This is a genomic window from uncultured Microbacterium sp., assembly GCF_947489255.1.
In the GTDB taxonomy this organism is placed as follows: Bacteria; Actinomycetota; Actinomycetes; order Actinomycetales; family Microbacteriaceae; genus Microbacterium; species Microbacterium phycohabitans.
The window spans coordinates 444,721-463,424 of sequence record NZ_CANLCY010000003.1 but is presented as its reverse complement, the minus strand read 5'-3'; the positions used below and the strand labels follow the sequence as shown (position 1 = coordinate 463,424).

General features: G+C 72.8%; 13 protein-coding genes and 2 tRNA genes. 10 read left to right on the top strand and 5 right to left on the bottom strand.

Annotation, left to right across the window (positions count from 1 at the left end; translation table 11 throughout):
- The first annotated feature begins 12 nt into the window (after positions 1–12).
- From Q0818_RS09495 to aztD, 3 genes are read left to right on the top strand one after another with little or no spacing between them, the layout of a single operon-like run.
- Positions 13–1,218 (top strand): ABC transporter, encoded by a 1,206-nt coding sequence (locus Q0818_RS09495; RefSeq protein ID WP_298873874.1) that lies wholly within the window; start codon positions 13–15, stop codon positions 1,216–1,218.
- Positions 1,219–1,220: 2 nt separating this feature from the next.
- Entirely contained in the window at positions 1,221–2,120 is a 900-nt protein-coding gene (gene aztC, locus Q0818_RS09490) for a zinc ABC transporter substrate-binding protein AztC (protein WP_298874247.1), read from the top strand.
- 33 nt (positions 2,121–2,153) lie between these two features.
- The gene (gene aztD / locus Q0818_RS09485; RefSeq protein ID WP_298873872.1) at positions 2,154–3,350 is read left to right on the top strand and encodes a zinc metallochaperone AztD; all 1,197 of its coding nucleotides are present in this window, start codon (positions 2,154–2,156) and stop codon (positions 3,348–3,350) included.
- 75 nt (positions 3,351–3,425) lie between these two features.
- On the opposite strand, the gene Q0818_RS09480 is transcribed toward aztD, so the two are convergent.
- Positions 3,426–4,313, bottom strand: a complete 888-nt coding sequence (locus tag Q0818_RS09480; RefSeq protein WP_298873870.1) for a LysR family transcriptional regulator — start codon at positions 4,311–4,313, stop codon at positions 3,426–3,428.
- 99 nt (positions 4,314–4,412) lie between these two features.
- On the opposite strand from Q0818_RS09480, the gene Q0818_RS09475 reads away from it, so the two are divergent.
- A complete protein-coding gene (locus Q0818_RS09475) occupies positions 4,413–7,883 on the top strand; it encodes a bifunctional proline dehydrogenase/L-glutamate gamma-semialdehyde dehydrogenase (RefSeq protein ID WP_298873869.1) in 3,471 nt (1,156 codons plus the stop codon).
- Between the two features lie 256 nt (positions 7,884–8,139).
- On the opposite strand, the gene Q0818_RS09470 is transcribed toward Q0818_RS09475, so the two are convergent.
- Positions 8,140–8,814, bottom strand: coding sequence for a pyridoxamine 5'-phosphate oxidase family protein (locus tag Q0818_RS09470; RefSeq protein ID WP_298873867.1), 675 nt, complete (start codon positions 8,812–8,814; stop codon positions 8,140–8,142).
- A gap of 81 nt (positions 8,815–8,895) precedes the next feature.
- On the opposite strand from Q0818_RS09470, the gene Q0818_RS09465 reads away from it, so the two are divergent.
- On the top strand, positions 8,896–10,299 hold the full coding sequence (locus tag Q0818_RS09465) for a PLP-dependent aminotransferase family protein (RefSeq protein ID WP_298873865.1): 1,404 nt from the start codon (positions 8,896–8,898) through the stop codon (positions 10,297–10,299).
- On the opposite strand, the gene Q0818_RS09460 is transcribed toward Q0818_RS09465, so the two are convergent.
- Complete coding sequence (locus Q0818_RS09460) at positions 10,296–11,885, bottom strand: NAD(P)/FAD-dependent oxidoreductase (protein ID WP_298873863.1); 1,590 nt, start codon at positions 11,883–11,885, stop codon at positions 10,296–10,298. The two genes, Q0818_RS09465 and Q0818_RS09460, sit on opposite strands and share 4 nt — an antisense overlap.
- Before the next feature lie 61 nt (positions 11,886–11,946).
- On the opposite strand from Q0818_RS09460, the gene Q0818_RS09455 reads away from it, so the two are divergent.
- From Q0818_RS09455 to Q0818_RS09440, 4 genes are all read left to right on the top strand, one after another.
- Positions 11,947–12,744, top strand: coding sequence for an inositol monophosphatase family protein (locus tag Q0818_RS09455; RefSeq protein WP_298873861.1), 798 nt, complete (start codon positions 11,947–11,949; stop codon positions 12,742–12,744).
- A gap of 255 nt (positions 12,745–12,999) precedes the next feature.
- Complete coding sequence (locus Q0818_RS09450; protein ID WP_298873859.1) at positions 13,000–14,451, top strand: peptidoglycan DD-metalloendopeptidase family protein; 1,452 nt, start codon at positions 13,000–13,002, stop codon at positions 14,449–14,451.
- Positions 14,452–14,518: 67 nt separating this feature from the next.
- Positions 14,519–14,590: transfer RNA gene (locus Q0818_RS09445), tRNA-Thr, on the top strand.
- Positions 14,591–14,614: 24 nt separating this feature from the next.
- A tRNA-Met gene (locus tag Q0818_RS09440) sits at positions 14,615–14,688 on the top strand.
- Positions 14,689–15,178: 490 nt separating this feature from the next.
- Here Q0818_RS09440 and Q0818_RS09435 read toward each other — a convergent pair.
- Together Q0818_RS09435 and Q0818_RS09430 are read right to left on the bottom strand one after the other, a co-directional pair.
- Positions 15,179–16,561, bottom strand: coding sequence for an aminotransferase class V-fold PLP-dependent enzyme (locus tag Q0818_RS09435; protein WP_298873857.1), 1,383 nt, complete (start codon positions 16,559–16,561; stop codon positions 15,179–15,181).
- 212 nt (positions 16,562–16,773) lie between these two features.
- Positions 16,774–17,436 (bottom strand): ArsR family transcriptional regulator, encoded by a 663-nt coding sequence (locus Q0818_RS09430; RefSeq protein WP_298873855.1) that lies wholly within the window; start codon positions 17,434–17,436, stop codon positions 16,774–16,776.
- Between the two features lie 194 nt (positions 17,437–17,630).
- Here Q0818_RS09430 and Q0818_RS09425 point away from each other — a divergent pair, with 194 nt between their 5' ends.
- Positions 17,631–18,692, top strand: coding sequence for a serine/threonine-protein kinase (locus Q0818_RS09425; RefSeq protein ID WP_298873853.1), 1,062 nt, complete (start codon positions 17,631–17,633; stop codon positions 18,690–18,692).
- Positions 18,693–18,704: the final 12 nt, after the last annotated feature.

Sequence of the window (18,704 nt, the reverse complement as noted above, 5' to 3'; positions counted from 1 at the left end):
CGAAGGCCGCTCATGCTCTCCGCCCCACGCCGATCCGCCCTCCTGGGCGCGCTCGGTCTGCTCGCCCTCACCGGCTGCGCCGCTCCCACCGCGCCGGCCTCTCCACCCACCGCCGACACCCACGGCGCGGTCGACGGAGCGGCCGAACTCGCCGAGCCCGCTCTGGGCCTCACCTCGATCGACGCCGACGGGCACGTGTCGCACCTCGACCTGCTCGAGGAGACGACCGCCGAGGTCGGCGCCGTGCGCGCCCCCGTTTCGGTGCATTCCGACGGACGGTACCTCTTCGCCGCCGACGACGAGGGTGTCTCAATCGTCGACAGCGGCGTGTGGACGTGGGACCACGTCGACCACTTCCACTACTACCGGGCGCCGTCGCGCGTGATCGGCGACGTCGAGGGGCGCGGCGTCGCGACCGTGGCGACGTCGAACTCCTCGACGACGGGCGGTACGGGCCTGTTCTTCCCCGCGTCCGGCGAGGCGGTGCTGCTCGACACCGAGGCGTTGTCGAGGGGCGAGGTGGTCGAGCGGTTCCGTCTGGAACGCGCGGTCGGGGCCGGTCTCGTCGTGCCGGTCGGTTCGTTCGCCGCCGTCGCCTCGGCGGATCAGGTGACCCTGCACGCGGCCGACGGTGCGCAGACGGGCGAGCCGGTCCCGTGCGTCGACCCGGCCGGCACCCTCACCACGCGCGTCGGGGCGGTGATCGGATGCCGCGACGGGGCCCTGCTCGTCTCGACCGCCGACGAGGGTCCCGTCGTCGAGCGGATCCCCTATCCCGCGGGCACCACCGCGCCCCGCGCGACGGTGTTCGCGAACCGGGAGGGACGCCCGACCGCGGCCGCGCCCGCAGGCGAGGCGGGAGTGTGGATGCTCGACACGCGCGAGCGCACCTGGACGCTCGTACCCACGCCCGAGCCGGTCGTCCAGGCCACGGCGGTCGACGACAAGGACGCCCACCTGCTCGCCCTCACCCCCGACGGCCGGGTGCTCGTGCTCGACGGCGAGACGGGGCAGCTGCGCGCGGCATCCGTTCCCCTGGTCGGCGCGAGCCTCGCGGCCGGCCAGCCGGTGTCGCTCATCGCCGATCAGCAGCGCACGTATCTCAACGGTCCCGCGGAGGGGCGTCTGTGGGAGCTCGACTTCGCCGACGCCGCGCGCGTCGCCCGCGAGTTCACCCCCGAGCGCGCGCCGCTCTTCGTGGCGGAGACGGGGCGATGACCCTGCGACGAGCGCTCGTCGCGGCGATGACGGCGGCGCTGCTCGCGCTGACCGGATGCGCCGGGGGAGCGGCATCCGATCGGCCCCTGGTCGTGGTGACGACGAACATCCTCGGCGACGTCGTCTCGCACCTGGTCGGCGACGAGGCCGAGGTGCTCACCCTCATGCGCCCCGGGGCCGATCCGCACTCGTTCGAGATCTCCGCGGCCGAGGCCGCCCGCATGCGCTCGGCCGACCTGCTCGTGGCCAACGGCCTCGGGCTCGAGGAGGGGTTGCAGCAGCACCTCGATGCGGCATCCGCCGACGGCGTCGACACGTTCGTCGCGGGCGACGCGGTCGAGGTCCTGCCCTACAGCTCGACCGACGCGGACGGCGCGGACGATCCGCACTTCTGGACCGACCCCGCGCAGATGATCGCCGTGGTCGACGCGCTGACGCCGATGCTCGAGAGCGTCGCCGGTCCCGCCGTCGCCGACCATGCCGCCGCCTACCGCGCCGAGCTCGAGACCCTGGATGCCGACATGACGGCGGCCTTCGCGGCGATCCCGGCCGAGCGGCGGGCCCTGGTCACCAACCACCACGTGTTCGGATACCTCGCCGACCGTTTCGGATTCCGCGTGATTGGGGCGGTCATCCCCGGCGGGACGACCCTCGCCGCTCCCAGTGCCAGCGACCTGGCCGACCTGGTCTCGGCGATCGACGCGGCGGGCGTGCCGACCATCTTCGCGGAGTCGTCGTCGCCGGATCGACTCGTGCGCGCGCTCGCCGACGAGGCCGATCGGCGGGTCGAGGTGACCGAGCTGTTCACCGAGTCGCTCACCGACGCCGCGGGCAACGCCCCCGACTACCTGACCATGATGCGCGTCAACACGGAGCGCATCGCCACCGGCCTGTCACCCTGAGCGACCGGCCACCACCTGAGAAAGAGAAATCACATGCGCACTTCCTCCTTCCGTCGCGCGGGCCTGCTCGCGCTCGCGGTCGGCGCGACCGTCGGCCTCTCGGCCTGCGCGGGCGGCGCCGGTTCGGCCGCCCCCGCGGCGACGGCCCCCGCCGACGCGGCGACCCGCGTCGCCCTCTCGTACCCCGGCGGCATCCTCGTGCTCGACGGCGACACTCTCGAGACCCTCGGCGACATGCCGAGCGAGGAGTTCACCCGCCTCAACCCCGCGGGCGACGGCCGCCACGTCATGGTCACCACGAGTGCGGGTTTCCAGGTGCTGGATGCCGGCGCCTCCGACGTCGAGCCCGAGCTCACCGACCTCGTGTTCGAGGCCGCCAAGCCCGGCCACGTCGTCACGCACGGCGGCACGACCGTGCTGTACGCCGACGGCACGAGCGACTCGACGATCTTCGACACCGACGCCCTCCTGGCATCCACCGATTCGCTCCCGGAGGTCGAGACCATCGCGGGCGTCGAGGCGCACCACGGCGTGTCGATCGTGCTCGAGGACGGCACCTTCCTCACCACGGTCGGCAACGCCGACGGCCGCAACGGCGTCGTGGCGAAGGACGCCTCCGGTGCCGTCATCGCCCAGACCGCGGACTGCCCCGGTGTGCACGGCGAGGGCACCGCGAAGGACGAGGTCGTGGTGTTCGGCTGCGAGAACGGCGCGCTCGTGTACGACGACGGCGCCTTCACCAAGCTGACCGCCCCCGACCAGCCCTACGGCCGCATGGGCAACGCCTACGTGAGCGAGCACAGCGCGCTCATCGTCGGCGACTACAAGGACGACCGGGATGCCGAGGGCTACCTGCTGCACCGTCTCGCCCTGATCGACACCGCGGCCAAGACGCAGCGCGTGATCGACATGCCCGCGGGCGCCGAGTACACCTTCCGCGACGTCGCCCGTGGACCGGAAGAGCTCGCGTACGTGCTCGCCTCCGACGGCTCGATCCACGTGCTCGACCCCGAGACCGGTGCGTTCACCGACGCCTTCCCCGTGATCGACGCGTGGGAGGGCCCGGTCGAGTGGCAGGACGCCCACCCCGCCATCAAGGTCTCGGGCGACATCGCCTACGTCACCGAACCCGCCAAGAACGCCGTGCACGCGGTCGACCTCACCACCGGTGAGACGCTGAAGAGCGTCACGCTCGAGGTCACGCCGAACGAGATCGCGCTGACGAAGTAGCCGACCGCTGCTCCCCTCGCAGGATCTCACCGGGGTTCTGCGAGGGGAGTGCGCGTCTGTGCGGGAAGCGCCGCGCTACCGACCGCCCCGGTCGTACGCCACCTGCAGTGCCGCGCGCACCGCGCGGACACCGGGGCGGTCGGCCGTTCCGCGGCGGACGGCCGTGAACACCTCGCGCCGCGGCTCGCCGGGCAGGCCCACGAGCCGGACGGGCGGCGTCTCGCCCGCGAACACGAGGTCGGGGATCAAGCCGACCGCGTGACCGGATGCCACGAGCCGCACGTGCGCGGTGAGATCGGCCATCTCGAACCGAACGTCGGGCTCGAACCCCGCGGCGCGGCACTGCTGCGTGGCCCACTGCCGCGCGGCGGTGCCGACCGGTTCCATGACCCACGCGCGGCCGCGGAGGTCGTCGAGCCTCCGCGCCGCATCGTCCGGCGCGACGGCGAGGCGGATGGCATCCCGCCCCAGCAGGCCGCGCTCCAGGCCCTCGCGGTGCTCGCGGGTGTGACCGGGGTACTGCTCGGCGACGGCGAGGTCGAAGCCGCGGGCCGCGACCTCGAACAGACCCTCCTCGGGCGCGAGTTCGGCGACCTCCACCCGCAGTCGGGGTTCGGTCTCGGCGAGGGCGTCGAGGGCGCGGGGGAGCAGGCCGTGAGCCGCGGACTGCATGACCGCGAGGCGCACGGGCGCGAGAGAGGGACGCATGCGCTCGAGCTCGGCGCGGGCGGCCTCGTCGGCGGCGAGCATGCGCGCGGCGTGGGCGGCGAGGGCGGCGCCCTGGGCGGTCAGTCGCACGCGTCGACCGTCGGGCTCGAGGAGGGCGACGCCGGCCTCCTTCTCGAGCAGGGCGAGCTGCTGCGAGATCGTCGACGGACTGTACGACAGGGCCTCGGCGACGGCCGCGAGCGTGCCGCGCACCGACAGCTCGTGCAGCAGGCGGAGGCGGCGCAGATCGAACACGTCATCCCTTCGGGTCTATCGAACAGTATGCGTCATGAATCATCGCTTTTCCCGAACGGATGCGAGCCTCATGCTGAGAGCATCCGAGGAAGGGTCGCCATGTCGCTCACCGATGTCCCAGACACCACGTCCGGCACCGCCCCCGCGTCGCCGTCCGCTCGCGAGCTCGTCTCGCCCCACGATCTCGCCGACGAGGCGATCGCCCTCGTGCGCCGCTGGCTCGCCGAGAGCCGCGACGAGCCCGTCGACGCCGCCGCCCAGCGTCTCGCCGGCGTGCTGCGCGACCCCCACGGTCTCGACTTCACCGTCGGCTTCGTCGACGGTGTCGTGCGCCCCGAAGACGTGCGGGTCGCCGCGCGCAACCTCGCGGCGCTCACCCCGCTCATCCCGGGCTTCCTCCCGCTGCACCTCAAGGCCGCGATCCGCCTCGGCGCTTTCGCCGCGCCGATCCTGCCGCAGGTCGTGGTCCCTGCCGCCCGCACGGCGCTGCGATCGATGGTGCGCCACCTCATCGTCGATGCGACCGACCGCAAGCTCGGCGAGGCCATCACCTCCATCCGCGGGCGCGGCGACGGCATCCGCCTCAACGTGAACCTGCTCGGTGAGGCGATCCTCGGCAAGAAGGAGGCCGCGCGACGCCTCGCCGGCACCCGCAAGCTCCTCTCGCGCGACGACGTGGACTACGTCTCGATCAAGGTGTCGTCCACCGTCGCCCCGCACACGCCCTGGGCGTTCGACGCCGCCGTGGACGACGCGGTCGCGGCCCTGCGCCCCCTGTACCGGGTGGCGAAGGAGACCGGCACCTTCCTCAACCTCGACATGGAGGAGTTCAAAGACCTCGACCTCACCCTCGCCGTCTTCGAGACGCTGCTGGGCGAGCCCGAGTTCCGCGGCGTCGAGGCCGGCATCGTGCTCCAGGCCTACCTGCCCGATGCGCTCGCCGCCATGATCCGCCTGCAGGAATGGACCGCCGCGCGGGTGGCATCCGGGGGAGCGGGCATCAAGGTGCGCGTCGTCAAGGGCGCGAACCTGCCGATGGAACGCGTGGATGCCGACGTGCACGACTGGCCGCTGGCGACCTGGCCGTCGAAGCAGGCGACCGATGCGTCGTACAAGGCTGTGCTCGACTACGCGCTGCGTCCGGAGCACACGAGGAACGTGCGCATCGGCGTGGCGGGACACAACCTCTTCGACGTCGCGCTCGCCTGGCTGCTCGCCGAGCGACGGGGCGTGACCGGCGGCATCGACGTCGAGATGCTGCTGGGCATGGCCACGGCTCAGCAGGCGGTGGTCCGTCGCACGGTCGGCTCGATCCTGCTCTACACGCCCGTCGTGCACCCGCAGGAGTTCGACGTCGCGATCGCCTACCTCATCCGCCGCCTCGAGGAGGGCGCGTCGAGCGAGAACTTCATGTCGGCGGTGTTCGACCTCGACACGCACGCGGCCCTGTTCGCCCGCGAGCGCGACCGGTTCCTGGCATCCCTCGCCGACATGCCCGAGGGCGTTCCGGCGTCGAACCGCGTGCAGGACCGCACCGCACCCGCCGAGCCCGCGCCGACGCAGGGATTCCGCAACGCCCCCGACTCCGACCCGGCGATCGCGGCGAACCGCGACTGGGCGCGGGCGATCGTCGGCGGCATGCAGGGGTCCGACCTGGGCCGCGACACCATCGCCGCGCACACCGTCACCGACGAGGACGCGCTGAACGCCCTCATCCAGGATGCCGCGGACGCCGCCGCCGCGTGGCGCGCGCTCGGGGCCGCCGGTCGGGCCGAGATCCTGCACCGCGCGGGTGATGCGCTGGAGAAGCGCCGGGCCGACCTGCTCGAGGTCATGGGCGCCGAGTGCGGCAAGGTCATCGAGCAGAGCGACCCCGAGGTGTCGGAGGCGATCGACTTCGCCCACTATTACGCCGAGCAGGCGCGGACCCTCGAGACCGTCGACGGCGCGACCTTCACCCCGGTCGGTGTGACCGTGGTCACCCCGCCGTGGAACTTCCCCGTCGCGATCCCCGCCGGCTCGACCCTGGCCGCGCTCGCCGCCGGTTCGGCCGTCGTCATCAAGCCCGCGGGCCTCGCCGAGCGCTCGGGTGCCGTCATGGTCGAGGCCCTGTGGGAGGCCGGGGTCCCGCGCGAGGTGCTGAAGCTCGTGCAGGTGTCCGAGAACGACCTCGGCCGGCAGCTCCTCACCCACCCCGCCGTCGAGCGCGTGGTGCTCACCGGCGCCTACGAGACGGCCGAGCTGTTCCGCTCGTTCCGCCCCGACCTGCCCCTGCTGGCCGAGACGAGCGGCAAGAACGCCGTGATCGTCACCCCCAGCGCCGACCTCGACCTCGCGGCGAAGGACGTCGCGATGTCGGCTTTCGGGCACGCGGGGCAGAAGTGCTCGGCGGCATCCCTCGTCGTGCTCGTCGGGTCGGTCGCCCGCTCGCGTCGCTTCCGCGACCAGCTCGTCGACGCGGTGACCTCGCTCGAGGTCGGGATGCCGTGGGACGAGGCCTCGCGCGTCGGACCGCTCATCGAGCCGGCGCAGGGCAAGCTCCTGCAGGCGCTCACGACCCTCGAGCCCGGCCAGCGCTGGGTGGTCGAGCCTCGCCGGCTCGATGCCGACGGGATGCTGTGGCGCCCCGGCATCCGTGAGGGTGTGCAGCCGGGCAGCGCCTTCCACCGCACGGAGTACTTCGGTCCGGTGCTCGGCATCATGACCGCCGAGACGCTCGACGAGGCGATCGAGATCGTCAACGCGATCGAGTACGGCCTCACCTCGGGCCTGCACGCCCTGGACTCGGCCGAGATCGACACGTGGCTCGCGCGCATCGAGGCCGGCAACGTCTACGTCAACCGCGGCACCACCGGCGCGATCGTGCAGCGCCAGCCCTTCGGCGGGTGGAAGAAGTCGGCCGTGGGTGCGGGAACCAAGGCCGGGGGACCGCACTACCTCTTCGGGTTCGGAGCGTGGGCGGATGCCGACACCTCGGCGCCCCGCACGCCCGATGCCCTCGCCGCCCCGGCGCTGGCCGCCGTGCCCGCCGCGGAGCGGGAGTGGCTGGCCGGGGCGCTGTCGAGCGACGCCGCCGCGTGGGCCGAGGAGTTCTCGCTCGCCCGTGACGTGACGGGCCTCGAATCGGAGCAGAACGTGCTGCGCTACGCCGCGGTACCGGTGACGGTGCGCCTCGAAGACGCGTCAGCGTCCGCTCTCGTGCGCGTGGTCGCCGCGGGCGTGCGGGCGGGCTCCGTCGTGACCGTGAGCTCCGCCGCCGAGCTCGCGCCCGCCGTGCGCGCGTGGCTCGAGGGCGTCGGCGTGCGGGCGACGGTGGAGGACGCCGCGGACTGGAGCCGTCGCGCGGCACGCCTCGCCCGCACGGGCGGGCGGGTGCGCCTGCTGGGCGGATCGGTCGCCGCCGTTGCCGAGGCCACCGGTGGCTCGCCGTTGGTCGCCGTGTACGCGGGAGAGGTCACGCGCGCCGGACAGGTCGAGCTGCTGCCGTTCCTGCGCGAGCAGGCCGTGTCGATCACCGCGCACCGCTTCGGCACGCCGCGCCGCTACGAGGTTCCTTCGCTCGTCGGCTGAGCCGCCGAGGGGGCGGGCCGCTGCGGCGACGGCCCCGCCCCCGTCCTGCCGTCGCGCGGGGTCGTTCGTTCGGGAGCGGCCCCGCTTCGCTGCCGCCGTGGGCCCGGCCGCGGCCGTCGGCGGACGTCCTGCAGGCCGGGACCGTCACAGGTGCCACGTCGGCGGTGCGCACAACTCCTGCAGGATCGAGCGATCGGAGCCCGTGGCGGGGCTTCTCGGGCCACTCTGCAGGAGTTGTGCGGCCGGACCCGCGCCGTCAGGCCGTCCCCGACTCCTGAACACGGCGCGCGGCGCGCCGGACCGACTCGGGAACCGCGACGCCCGCCACCGTCTGCGCCGACGTGACCGGCTCCCCGGCGACGACCCGCAACGGCAGCATCCCCGCCCAGACGCGGCGGTCCTCACCGTCGTCGTCGACCTCGACGAGGGAGCCGGCGTTGTCCTTCACGCTCGCCTCGGCGAGGGGGATGCGCAGCACCATCGTCGCGGCGATCTCGCGCGAGGTCATCGGGCGCACGTCGGCACTCCGACCGGGCATGAGGTGCTCCGACAGGGCGAGCAGGGCCGCCTCCTTCTCCTCCGGGGGGACGATGGATGCCACGCCGTGCACGACCGCGCACCGGTACCGCATCGAGCTGTCGAACAGGGAGCGGGCGTATTTCAGGCCCATCAGGTGGGTCACCGTGACGCACACGGGCGCACCGGCGGCGATGCGCCGGAAGAAGTCGCTGCCCGTGGAGCCGTGCACGAGCATGTCGTCGCCGTCGCGGCCGATGCCGACCGGGAGGGCGATCGGGCGGTCGTCGCGCACGATCGCGAGGGTGGCGTACAGGGCGCCGTCGATCACGTCGTACAGGGCTGCGCGGTCGGTGACCTGGTGGTGGGCTCCGCGGCGGACACGGGTCAGGGTCGTCAGGGGCAGATCGGTCATGGATCGATCTCATCCCGCTACGTGGATCATCGCCTAGTCCGGTTCTGCGTCGGTCGAGTGGACCAGTGACACAATCGAGGGGTGATCGACGTCGGCATCCTGGATCGCAGCGCGCCCGTCCCGCTGCACGAGCAGCTCGCGCACGGGATTCGCGCGGCGGTGCTGGCCGGGCGCGTCCGCGGCGGTGACGTCGTGCCGTCGACACGGGCGCTCGCGGCCGACCTCGGGCTCGCGCGCGGCACGGTCGTTTCGGCCTACGAGATCCTCGCGGGGGAGGGGTATCTCGTCGCCCGACCGGGCGGGGGCACGGCGGTCGCCGACGTCGCGCGCCCGGTTGCGGCGTCGTCCGCCGCCGCGTCGACATCGCCCGTGCCCGCAGCGATCGCACCGGTCGTCGACCTGCGTCCCGGCCGCCCCGGCACGACGGGCATCGTCGACGCCGCGTGGCGCTCGGCCTGGCGTCGTGCGAGCGCGCGCGAGGTGCCGGCCGACATCGGTGATGCCGTGGGCGACCCCGCGTTGCGCGCGGCGATCGCCGCCCACCTCGGACGCACCCGGGGCCTCGACCTCGCCGCCGATGACATCGTCGTCACCGCGGGCACGAGCGATGCGATGCTGCTCACTCTGCTCGCCCTCGTGCCCCGCGGTGCGCGCCTGCGCGTGGGGATCGAGAACCCCGGATATCCGCGGGTGCGTCGACTGCTCGCCCGCCTCGGCGCCGAGGCGGTGCCCATTCCGGTCCGGCTGGGTTCGGGTCTCGACCTCGACGCCTTCGACGCGCACGCCGACCTCGACGCCGTGATCGTCACACCGCACCACCACTATCCCCTCGGCAGCCGATTGGATGCCGCTGCCCGCTCGCGCCTGCTCGACGGGGCGGCGCGCACCGCGACCGTCGTCATCGAAGACGACTACGACAGCGAGTTCCCGCACGGCCGTGTCCCCCTGCCGCCGTTGCATCTGCTGGATCCGGCGAACGTGGTGTCGATCGGCACGCTGTCGAAGGTGCTGAGTCCGGCGCTGCGCTGCGGCTGGATCGTGGCGACCGGCGCCCTGCGCGACCAGATCGTCGAGGCACGCACCGACCTCGACCCGCCGGTCTCGCAGGTCCAGCAGCGGGCCCTCGCGCTCTACCTCGCCGAGGGCGCCCTCGCCCGCCACACCGCCCGCCGCCGGCGCGACTACCGCCATCGTCGCCGTCTGCTGCTCGATGCGTTCGCGGGCATCGAGGGGATGACGCTGACGGCCACCGACGGGGGACTGCACGCGGTCGTGCTGTTCGACGACGCCCCACCGCAGGTCGAGGGCGCCCTGGTCGACACGCTCGCGGCCCGCGGCATCCTGGTGGCACCCCTCTCCGGCTATGCCGTGCCGGGTACCGCCGTCGACCTGCCCCCGGGAATCGTCTTCGGCTACGCCGAGCCGTCGACGCCGGCGCTGATGGATGCCGTGGCCCAGATCAGTGCGCTCGCGCGGGGCCTCTAGCCCTCCAGGATCTCCAGCGCCGCCATCGCCGCGTTCTGCCCGCCGATGCCGCTGACCGCGCCGCCGCGCTGCGCGCCGGAGCCGCACAGCAGCACCCGCGGGTGCGGCGTCGCGACGCCCCACCGCCCGGCGGGCGTGAAGGCGGGCGCGTCGAGCCAGGGCCACGACAGGGCGCCGTGGAAGATGTCGCCGCCGATCATGTTGAGCGACTCCTCGAGGTCGCGCGTCGTACGCGCCTCGATGCACAGCCGTCCGTCGGGGGCGCGGAGGATGCAGTCGCGCAGCGGCTCGGCGATGACCGACTCGAGAGAGGCCTGCGCGGCCGCGAGCAGCTTCGCCCCCGCGGCGACGGGGTCCATGTCGGCGATGAGTCGGTGCGGCACCTGCAGCCCGAACATCGTCAGGGTCTGGGCCCCGTCGGCGACGAGGTGGTCGCCCAGGATCGACGGATCGGTCAGCGAGTGGCAGTAGATCTCGACGGGGAGCGGCTCGGGGATGAGTCCTCCGGATGCCGCCGCGTACGCGGCATCCACCTGGGTCATCGTCTCGTTGACGTGAAAGGTGCCCGAGAAGGCGGCCTCGGGGGTGACGGACTCGTCGCGCAGGCGGGGCAGCCGCGAGAGGAGCATGTTCACCTTGACCTGGGCGCCCTCGGGCGTCTGGGCGCCAGTCGTCGCGCCCCCGCCCGCGGACAGCAGACGGTCGAGAGCGGCGCGCCCGACACCGCTGAGCACGAGCTCTCCGTGGAACACCTCCGACCGGTCGGTCATGGTGTGCACGTCGCCGTCGGGCGAGATCGAGATGACCTCCACACCGGTGAAGATCTCCGCACCCGCCTCGAGCGCGACCCGTTCGAGTTCTTTCGTGATCGCGCCCATGCCGCCGACCGGCACGTCCCAATCGCCGGTCCCGCCGCCGATCACGTGGTACAGGAAGCAGCGGTTCTGCGCGAGCGAGGGGTCGTCGGAGGTGGCGAACGTGCCGATGAGCCCGTCGGTGAGGGCGATGCCGCGGACGAGATCGCTCTCGAACGACCGCCTCAGCAGATCGCCGAGCGGCCGGGTCGTGAGCGCGTCCCACAGGTCGTCGTCGCCCACCCGGGTGCGCAGCTCGTCCGCCGTCGGCAGGGGATCCGTCATCGTCGGGAACACCGCCTCGGCCAGCGGGGCGAGACGCTCGCCGAAGGCCGAGAACCGCTCCGCCTCCGCGGCGCCCTCGTCGCCGAGGGTCCGCACGAACGACGCGGCCGTCGCCTCGGCATCCTGGGTGTCGATCAGGATCCCGCGCGAGGGGTCGCGTGGATCCGGCGTGTACGAGGAGTACCGGCGCCTCTTGAGGGTGATCCGCAGGCCCAGGTCGTCGATGATCTTCTGCGGCAGCAGGCTCACCAGATAGGAGTAGCGCGACAGGCGGGCGTCGACGCCGAACCACGGGCGTTCCGACACGGCCGCCCCGCCCACGGCCTCGGCTCTCTCGATCACCGCCACGCGGCGCCCGGCCCGGGCGAGGTAGGCCGCGGCGACCAGGGCGTTGTGCCCGCCCCCCGCGATGACGACGTCGTACCGGCGAGAATCCGAAGCGGTCATGCCCCCACGTTAACCAGCTCGACGAATTCCGCGCAGGGGGTGGCGCACTAGCGTGGATGCCATGACCCTTCCCGCAGAACTGCTCGACATCGCCGCGCGCATCGCCCGTGAGGCCGGCGACCTCGCCCACCGCCGTCGGCAGGAGGGGGTGACGGTGGCCGCGACCAAGTCGGCCGCCGCCGACATCGTCACCGCCGCCGACCGCGAGGTGGAGGCGTTCATCCGCGCGGAGCTCGCGCGCGAGCGGCCCGACGACGGATTCTTCGGCGAGGAGTCCGGTGCCGAGGAGGGCACGAGCGGGATCACCTGGGTCGTCGACCCGATCGACGGCACCGTCAACTACGCCTACGGCATCCCGGCGTGGGCCGTGAGCATCGCCGCGGTCGAGGGCACCGCCGAGACGGCGACGTGGACAGCGCTCGCCGGAGCCGTCTTCAACCCCGTCACGGGCGAGCTGTTCACGGCCTCGCGCGGTGGGGGAGCCTGGCTCGGCGACCAGCGCCTCACGGTGAGCGAGGTGGGCCCGGCCGGCGGACTCGTGGCGACCGGCTTCGGCTACAACCCCGAGACCCACGGACCGGCGCTGGCGCAGCTGGCGCGGGTCATGCCGATCGCGCGCGACGTGCGCCGTATCGGCGCGGCCTCGCTCGATCTCGCCTCGGTCGCCGCGGGACGCGTCGACGCCTACTACGAGCGCGGCACGCAGCCGTGGGATCACGCGGCCGGATCGCTGCTCGTGCAGGAGGCGGGCGGCACGGTGGGCGGAGCCCCCGGCGGACGACCCGGCAACGGCATGGTCATCGCGGCAGGACCGGCGTTCTTCGACCGTCTGGAGCCCCTGCTCGATTACGACAGGTGAAAAGGCGGGGCGTTCATGGCATTCCCAGACCGCCCGGGGTAGGGTGTTTACCAGTTCGTTATTTTTCGTGACCCGAATCCACGGAAAACGGCCAAGCCCCCAAAGCCCGAAGCCGTCGCGCCTGCGACACGACACGAGAGCCCCCGCGCGTTGCCGTCAGAAGCCCCCGAGACTGAGCCCGCCCCGACCCGGCGGTCTCGTCGCCCCCTCACCACGCCTGCCGCTGAGTCCGCTCCGCGATTGACCCGCGCCGAGATGCGCCGTCTCTCCGCGAGCGAAGCGCCCACCGCCGTTGTCGATGAGCCCGCCCCGAAGCCCGCCGATCCCGCTCCGGTCGACGCCGAGTCCGCCTCTCAGCCCGAGCTGATCGAGAACGTCGCGGTCGCCGTCATGGAGACCGTGATCGCCGCGACGATCGAGCCGACGCTGCCCGACCGTGAGGCGGCCGTCGACGCCCCGGCCGTCGAAGCCCCGGCCGACGACGCCCCGGCCGACGAAGCCCCGGCCGACGAGGCGTCCGACGCCCTCGAGGTCACCGTCGTCGAGGAGCGCCGCTCCGACGACGTCGCCGTCATCCTGCAGAGCGCCGACAGCGACGTGGCCACCACGCCCGTCTCGCTGCCGACCTCGCCCATCACCCTCCCGGTCTCGCGTCGCTCGCGTCGCCGTCCGGCATCCTCGGTCATCATCGACTCGACCGTCGACGACGCCGTCGCCGCCGAGCAGATCGACGAGACCCCCGATGCCGCGATCCCCGCGCCCGCGGCATCCGTCGACTCCGCGTCCGTCGCTGCCGAGTCCGCCGCGTCGGCCTCGACCGATGAGGCCGACGAGTTCGCCACCGCCGCGCGCCTCTTCTCCTTCACGGGCGAGACGGCCATCCAGGCGCCCGTCGTCGCCCCGCGCGAGCCCGTCGCCGAGGGGCTGCCCGCGGCCGCGGCCGCTCCCCGCACTCGCCGCAACGTGCGTCGCATCGCGACGACGTCGTTCTCGGTGGGCGTCATGGGCGTCGTCGGACTGCTCACCGTCGGCATGACCATGCCCGTCAACGCCCTCGCCTCGGCGAGCGGCACCGACAGCGTCACGGCCCCCGCCGCTTCCGCCACGACCCGCCTCGCGGTCGGCGGTAGCGACGTCGCCGCGGGCGACGGCGAGATCCAGGCGTACGTCGCCCCCGCGCAGGCATCGGCCGGCGTGGTCGACCGCACCGACGACGGCTACAGCGCCACCACCTACGCGAAGATGGCGCTCGATTCGGGCATCACCCGCCCGTCCGACTTCTACGTGAACGACCCGACGTCGCCCATCCAGTGGCCCTTCGCGGTGGGAGTGTCGATCTCGTACGGCTTCGGCATGCGCGACGGCGGCTTCCACGAGGGTGCCGACTTCGTGCCCGGCGAGGGCTCGCCCGTGCAGGCCATCGCCGACGGCACCGTGCGCATCGCGACCGAGCAGGGCGGCGCCTTCGGCGTCACCGTGCTGATCGACCACGAGATCGACGGACAGCTCGTCTCGAGCCGTTACGGTCACATGCAGTACGGCTCGCTGCAGGTCACCCAGGGCGAGAAGGTGCACGTGGGTCAGTTCCTCGGCCGCACCGGGAACACCGGTCGCTCCTTCGGTGCCCACACCCACGTCGAGATCCTCCAGAACGGCACGACGCCGATCGACCCGATCGCGTGGCTGCGCCAGCACGCCGGAGGATGACCCTCGATTCGTAAGAGAGTGTCTCGGTCTGATATTCTCTTCTAGTTGCCCGGAGCGATCCGGGTACGCCCCGATAGCTCAGTGGCAGAGCACTTCCATGGTAAGGAAGGGGTCGTCAGTTCAATCCTGACTCGGGGCTCAAGCATCCTTCCGGATGCCGCGCGGCGGGGTAGCTCAGTTGGTGAGAGCGCACGACTCATAATCGTGAGGTCGCGGGTTCAAGCCCCGCTCCCGCTACAGTTCTGCAGGATCAGCCCCGGTCTCACCGGGGCTTTTCTTTTTCTCTCATGCGGCCGCGCACGTCGCTCCCGACGAGTGCAAGCGGAGGCCGGGAATCGGCGGAGGTCCCGCCGCGAGGTGACCGCGCACAACGGCGGAACTTCTCGTCGACACGCCGTGGCGGTCGATCGGGCGCCGGCGTGTCGGTGATGATCTCCGCCGTACGGCAGGGGCCGCCGCTCGACGGCGTCCCGAACCGGTGGGCCCGGCGCAGGCGTGTCGGTGACGATCTCCGTCGTACGGCACGGGCCGCCGGTCGACCGGCGCCCCGCGCCGGTGGGCCCGCGCGCCGGCGTGTCGGCGAAGATCTCCGTCGTACGGCACGGGCCGCCGATCGAGGACGCCCCGCGCCGGTGGGCCCGCGCGCCAGCGTATCGGTGACGATCTCCGTCGTACGGCACGGGCCGCCGCTCGACGGCGTCCCGCGCCGGTATGCCCGCGCGCCGGGTCACTTCATCGTGTCGAGGATCCCCACGAGGTCGTCGAACGTCGTGCGGGGGTTCAGGATCGCGAAGCGGGCGTTGACGCGTCCGGCGTGGCTCGACGGGGTGACGAAGGCATGCTGGCCGTCGAGCAGCTGCGCCGACCAGCGGTCGTAGTCCGCCTTCTCCCAGCCGACGCGCTCGAAGACGACGACCCCGAGCTGGGGGCGGCGCACGAGCGTCAGCTCGGGGCGGCCGTCGATCTCTTCGGCGATGCGCTCTGCGAGATCGATGGCCACCGTGATGGCTTCGCGGTAGACCGCGGCGCCGTAGGTGGCGAGGGAGAACCACAGCGGCAGTCCGCGGGCGCGGCGAGTGAGGTGGGCGGCGAAGTCCGAGGGGCTCCAGTCGCTGGTCTCGGTGAGGGTGTCGAGGTACTCGGCGTGCTGCGTGTGGGCGCGGCGACCCAGCTCGGGATCGCGGTAGATGAGTGCGCACGCGTCGAAGGGGGCGAACAACCACTTGTGCGGGTCGACGACGAGAGAGTCGGCGTGCTCGACTCCGGCGAACCGGTGTCGGGTGCGGGGCGACAGCATGCCGGTCAGCCCGTAGGCGCCGTCGACGTGCAACCACGCGTCGGTACCCTCGATCGCCCGGGCGATGTCGGCGATGTCGTCGACGATGCCGAAATTGGTGGAGCCCGCCGTGGCGACCACGGCGAAGACGCTGTCGCCGTGCTCGTCGAGCGCGGCGCGCACGGCGTCGCCGCGCAGCACGCCGTCCTCTCCCACGGGCACGCCGACGACCTCGACGTCCATCACCCGCGCCGCCGAGGCGATCGAGGAATGCGCCTCGACGCTGCAGACCACGCGCCACGCGTCGGGACGCGGTGTGCCGGCATCCGCGAATCGATCGCGCGCCGCCTCGCGCGCGGCGACGAGGGCCGACAGATTGCCGAGCGTCCCGCCCTGCACGAAGACGCCCCCGGCGCCCTCGGGGAGCCCGAACTCGGCGGCGAGCCAGCGGAGCACCTCGTTCTCGGCGTGCACGGCACCCGCGCCCTCGAGCCAGGAGCCGCCGTAGAGCGCGCTGGCGGAGACGACGAGGTCGAACGCCGCGGCGGCCTTGGTGGGAGCGCTCGGGATGAAGGAGAGGTAGCGAGGATCGTCGGTGGTGATGCACGCGGGGGCGAGCACGTGCTCGAAGATCCCGAGCGCCTTGCGCGCGCCGATACCGTTCTCGTCGATGGTGCGACCCGCGAGGCGGCGCAGTTCGGCGGCCGGCAGCGGCTTGTCGAGCGGGGTGTCCTCCGAGGTGAGACGACCCCGCGAGTACTCGAGCACCATGTCGACGATGGCGCGGGTCTCGTCGCTGACCTCGTGCATGCGCGCGGCGGGGGAGTGGGTCATCGAAACCTCCGGGATCAGGATGCCGATCGCGGCCGCGACGGGAGGCGGCGTCGGCGTCGACAGGGGTGGGGGAGCGCGGGGCGGGTGGCGATCGGCTCGTGGGAGTCAGCTTATTCGCCGCCGTCGCCGACGGCGCGACGAGGCCTGTAGGGGAGGACCGGGTGCGGCCTCGGGCAGCGGGGATCGTCTCGCCCGGGCGTCGCGGCACAGGCTCACGCCGCGGTGAGCTGCGGCGCGACGCGGGCGATGCGCGTGCGGAGCTCGGCGACGGTGCGGTCGAATTCCTCGGCGTTGCCGATCTGCGCGGGATCGCGGATCGACCAGTGCACGTCGTCGCGACCGCCGAGGGTCTCGTGCGCGTGATCGCACACACTGATGACGAAATCCCCGGGCCGGGCGACCTCGTCGAGCGACCGGGGGCGGGCCGTGTCGTCGAGGTGCAGACCGTGCCGGGCCGCGGCGGCGATGGCGCCGGCGTGCACGTGCGCGCCGGGGTCGGTCCCGGCCGACTCCGCCGGGATCGCGCTGTGGGCGTCCCAGATGGCGCGGGCCAGTTGCGAGCGGGCGGAATTCGCCGTGCAGACGAAGAGCACGCGGCCCTCGACCTTGCGCGGGGCGAGGGTGAGGTCGGAGAACGCCTCGGGAACCAGCTGCAGGTAGCTGCGGCGGCCGTCCGACTCGGACCGCACACGCCTGGCGATCCCGCGGTCTTCGAGCACGTTGGCGTGGAAGGCGACGAGGTTCGACTTCATCCCGAGCACGGAGGCGATCTCGCTCGACGACATGTCGCCCATCGCGAGCAGGTCGACGATGCGCAGGCGGCCGGGGTCTCCGAGGGCGGCGAACGCCTCGGCGCGTCGGTGAAGGTCGCTCATTATGCCCCCGTCCGCTCGTTCTGTCATCCGTCAGCGGAAATCGCTATTGCTCAGTAAAGTTTGAGCGACCGCAACGGGCGGGCGCCCCCCAATAGTGCGCCCGTTGCGGTCTCTCACAGCCTCGGGCTAGAGGAGTTTCTCATGCGGCAGCGGCTCATCGGGTGCCGGATCACGGCGTGTGTCGGGAGCCCGCGATGACGGCGGCCGTCCCCCGGGAGGGTGGGCGACGAGCACTCCGGGCGCAGCGCGTGCCGGATGCCACGGCGCCCTCCGTGCCGGACCTGGGCGCGGTCTTCGCCGGTCGCTACCGCCTCCTGCAGCCGCTGGGTCGCCGGGGGACGGAGGGCCACGTCTTCCGCGCGCGCGACGACATCCTCGCGCGAGACGTCGTGCTGAAGGTCTTCCCCCTCGAACCGGCGGCCGACAGCGAGCCGCCGCGTCGTCTCGAGGGGGCCCGCGTTCTCGCCGCCCTCGACCACCCGTCGCTCGTCACCCTTTACGACGCGCAGCTCGCGCGCGACGGCCGCGGCTACCTCGTGACGGAGTTCATCGACGGACCCACGTTGCGCGAGCGCCTCGACAGCGAGGGACCACTTCCGGCATCGTCCGCGGCCACGCTGGTCGAGGACCTGGCGCGCGGACTCGCCGCCGTGCACGCGGTGGGCATCGTCCACCACCACCTCACGTCGTCGCACATCGTGCTGCGCCCCGTACGTCATCCGAATCGCCCGTTCGTGGGGATCCTGGCCGACTTCGGGGTGGCCCACCTGCTCGCCGGCGGTGCGGGCACGACCGTCGGCGACACCGTCGCGGAGGACGAGGACTACCTGCCTCCCGAGCAGCTGCGCGGAGACGTGCCCGGCGCCGCCGCAGACATCTACGCCCTGGGCCTCCTCGCCGTCGAGGCTCTGACGGGCGAGAGTCCGGTGCTCGGTGGAGAGGTGCAACACGTCGTCCTCGCCCCGCTCGACTTCGACCCCGTCATCCCCTCGCGTTTCGGCTACGGGTGGGAGGTCCTGCTGACCGCGATGACCGAACCCGACCCCGACCGCCGACCCTCGGCCGCGGAGGTCGCCGCCGTCGCGGCCGAACTGCGGGAGGGGACCGAGAGTCGCGACGGGGTCCTCGACCCGGATGCCCCGCTCGAGTCGGAGTCCGAGCCGGTATCCGCTCTCCACGCCGTCGCCCAGTCACGCGAATCGGCGACGCGTCGGCGGCGTCCGCCCATCTGGGCGTGGGTCAGGCACGCGCGATGACCGCCTCCGGGC

Bases quoted from the DNA above. Each gene is read 5' to 3' on its own strand.
- Q0818_RS09495 (WP_298873874.1), top strand. From the start codon at position 13: ATGCTCTCCGCCCCACGCCGATCCGCCCTCCTGGGCGCGCTCGGTCTG.
- aztD (WP_298873872.1), top strand. From the start codon at position 2,154: ATGCGCACTTCCTCCTTCCGTCGCGCGGGCCTGCTCGCGCTCGCGGTC.
- Q0818_RS09475 (WP_298873869.1), top strand. From the start codon at position 4,413: ATGTCGCTCACCGATGTCCCAGACACCACGTCCGGCACCGCCCCCGCG.
- Q0818_RS09470 (WP_298873867.1), bottom strand. From the start codon at position 8,814: ATGACCGATCTGCCCCTGACGACCCTGACCCGTGTCCGCCGCGGAGCC.
- Q0818_RS09460 (WP_298873863.1), bottom strand. From the start codon at position 11,885: ATGACCGCTTCGGATTCTCGCCGGTACGACGTCGTCATCGCGGGGGGC.
- Q0818_RS09455 (WP_298873861.1), top strand. From the start codon at position 11,947: ATGACCCTTCCCGCAGAACTGCTCGACATCGCCGCGCGCATCGCCCGT.
- Q0818_RS09450 (WP_298873859.1), top strand. From the start codon at position 13,000: ATGCGCCGTCTCTCCGCGAGCGAAGCGCCCACCGCCGTTGTCGATGAG.
- Q0818_RS09435 (WP_298873857.1), bottom strand. From the start codon at position 16,561: ATGACCCACTCCCCCGCCGCGCGCATGCACGAGGTCAGCGACGAGACC.
- Q0818_RS09430 (WP_298873855.1), bottom strand. From the start codon at position 17,436: ATGAGCGACCTTCACCGACGCGCCGAGGCGTTCGCCGCCCTCGGAGAC.
- Q0818_RS09425 (WP_298873853.1), top strand. From the start codon at position 17,631: ATGACGGCGGCCGTCCCCCGGGAGGGTGGGCGACGAGCACTCCGGGCG.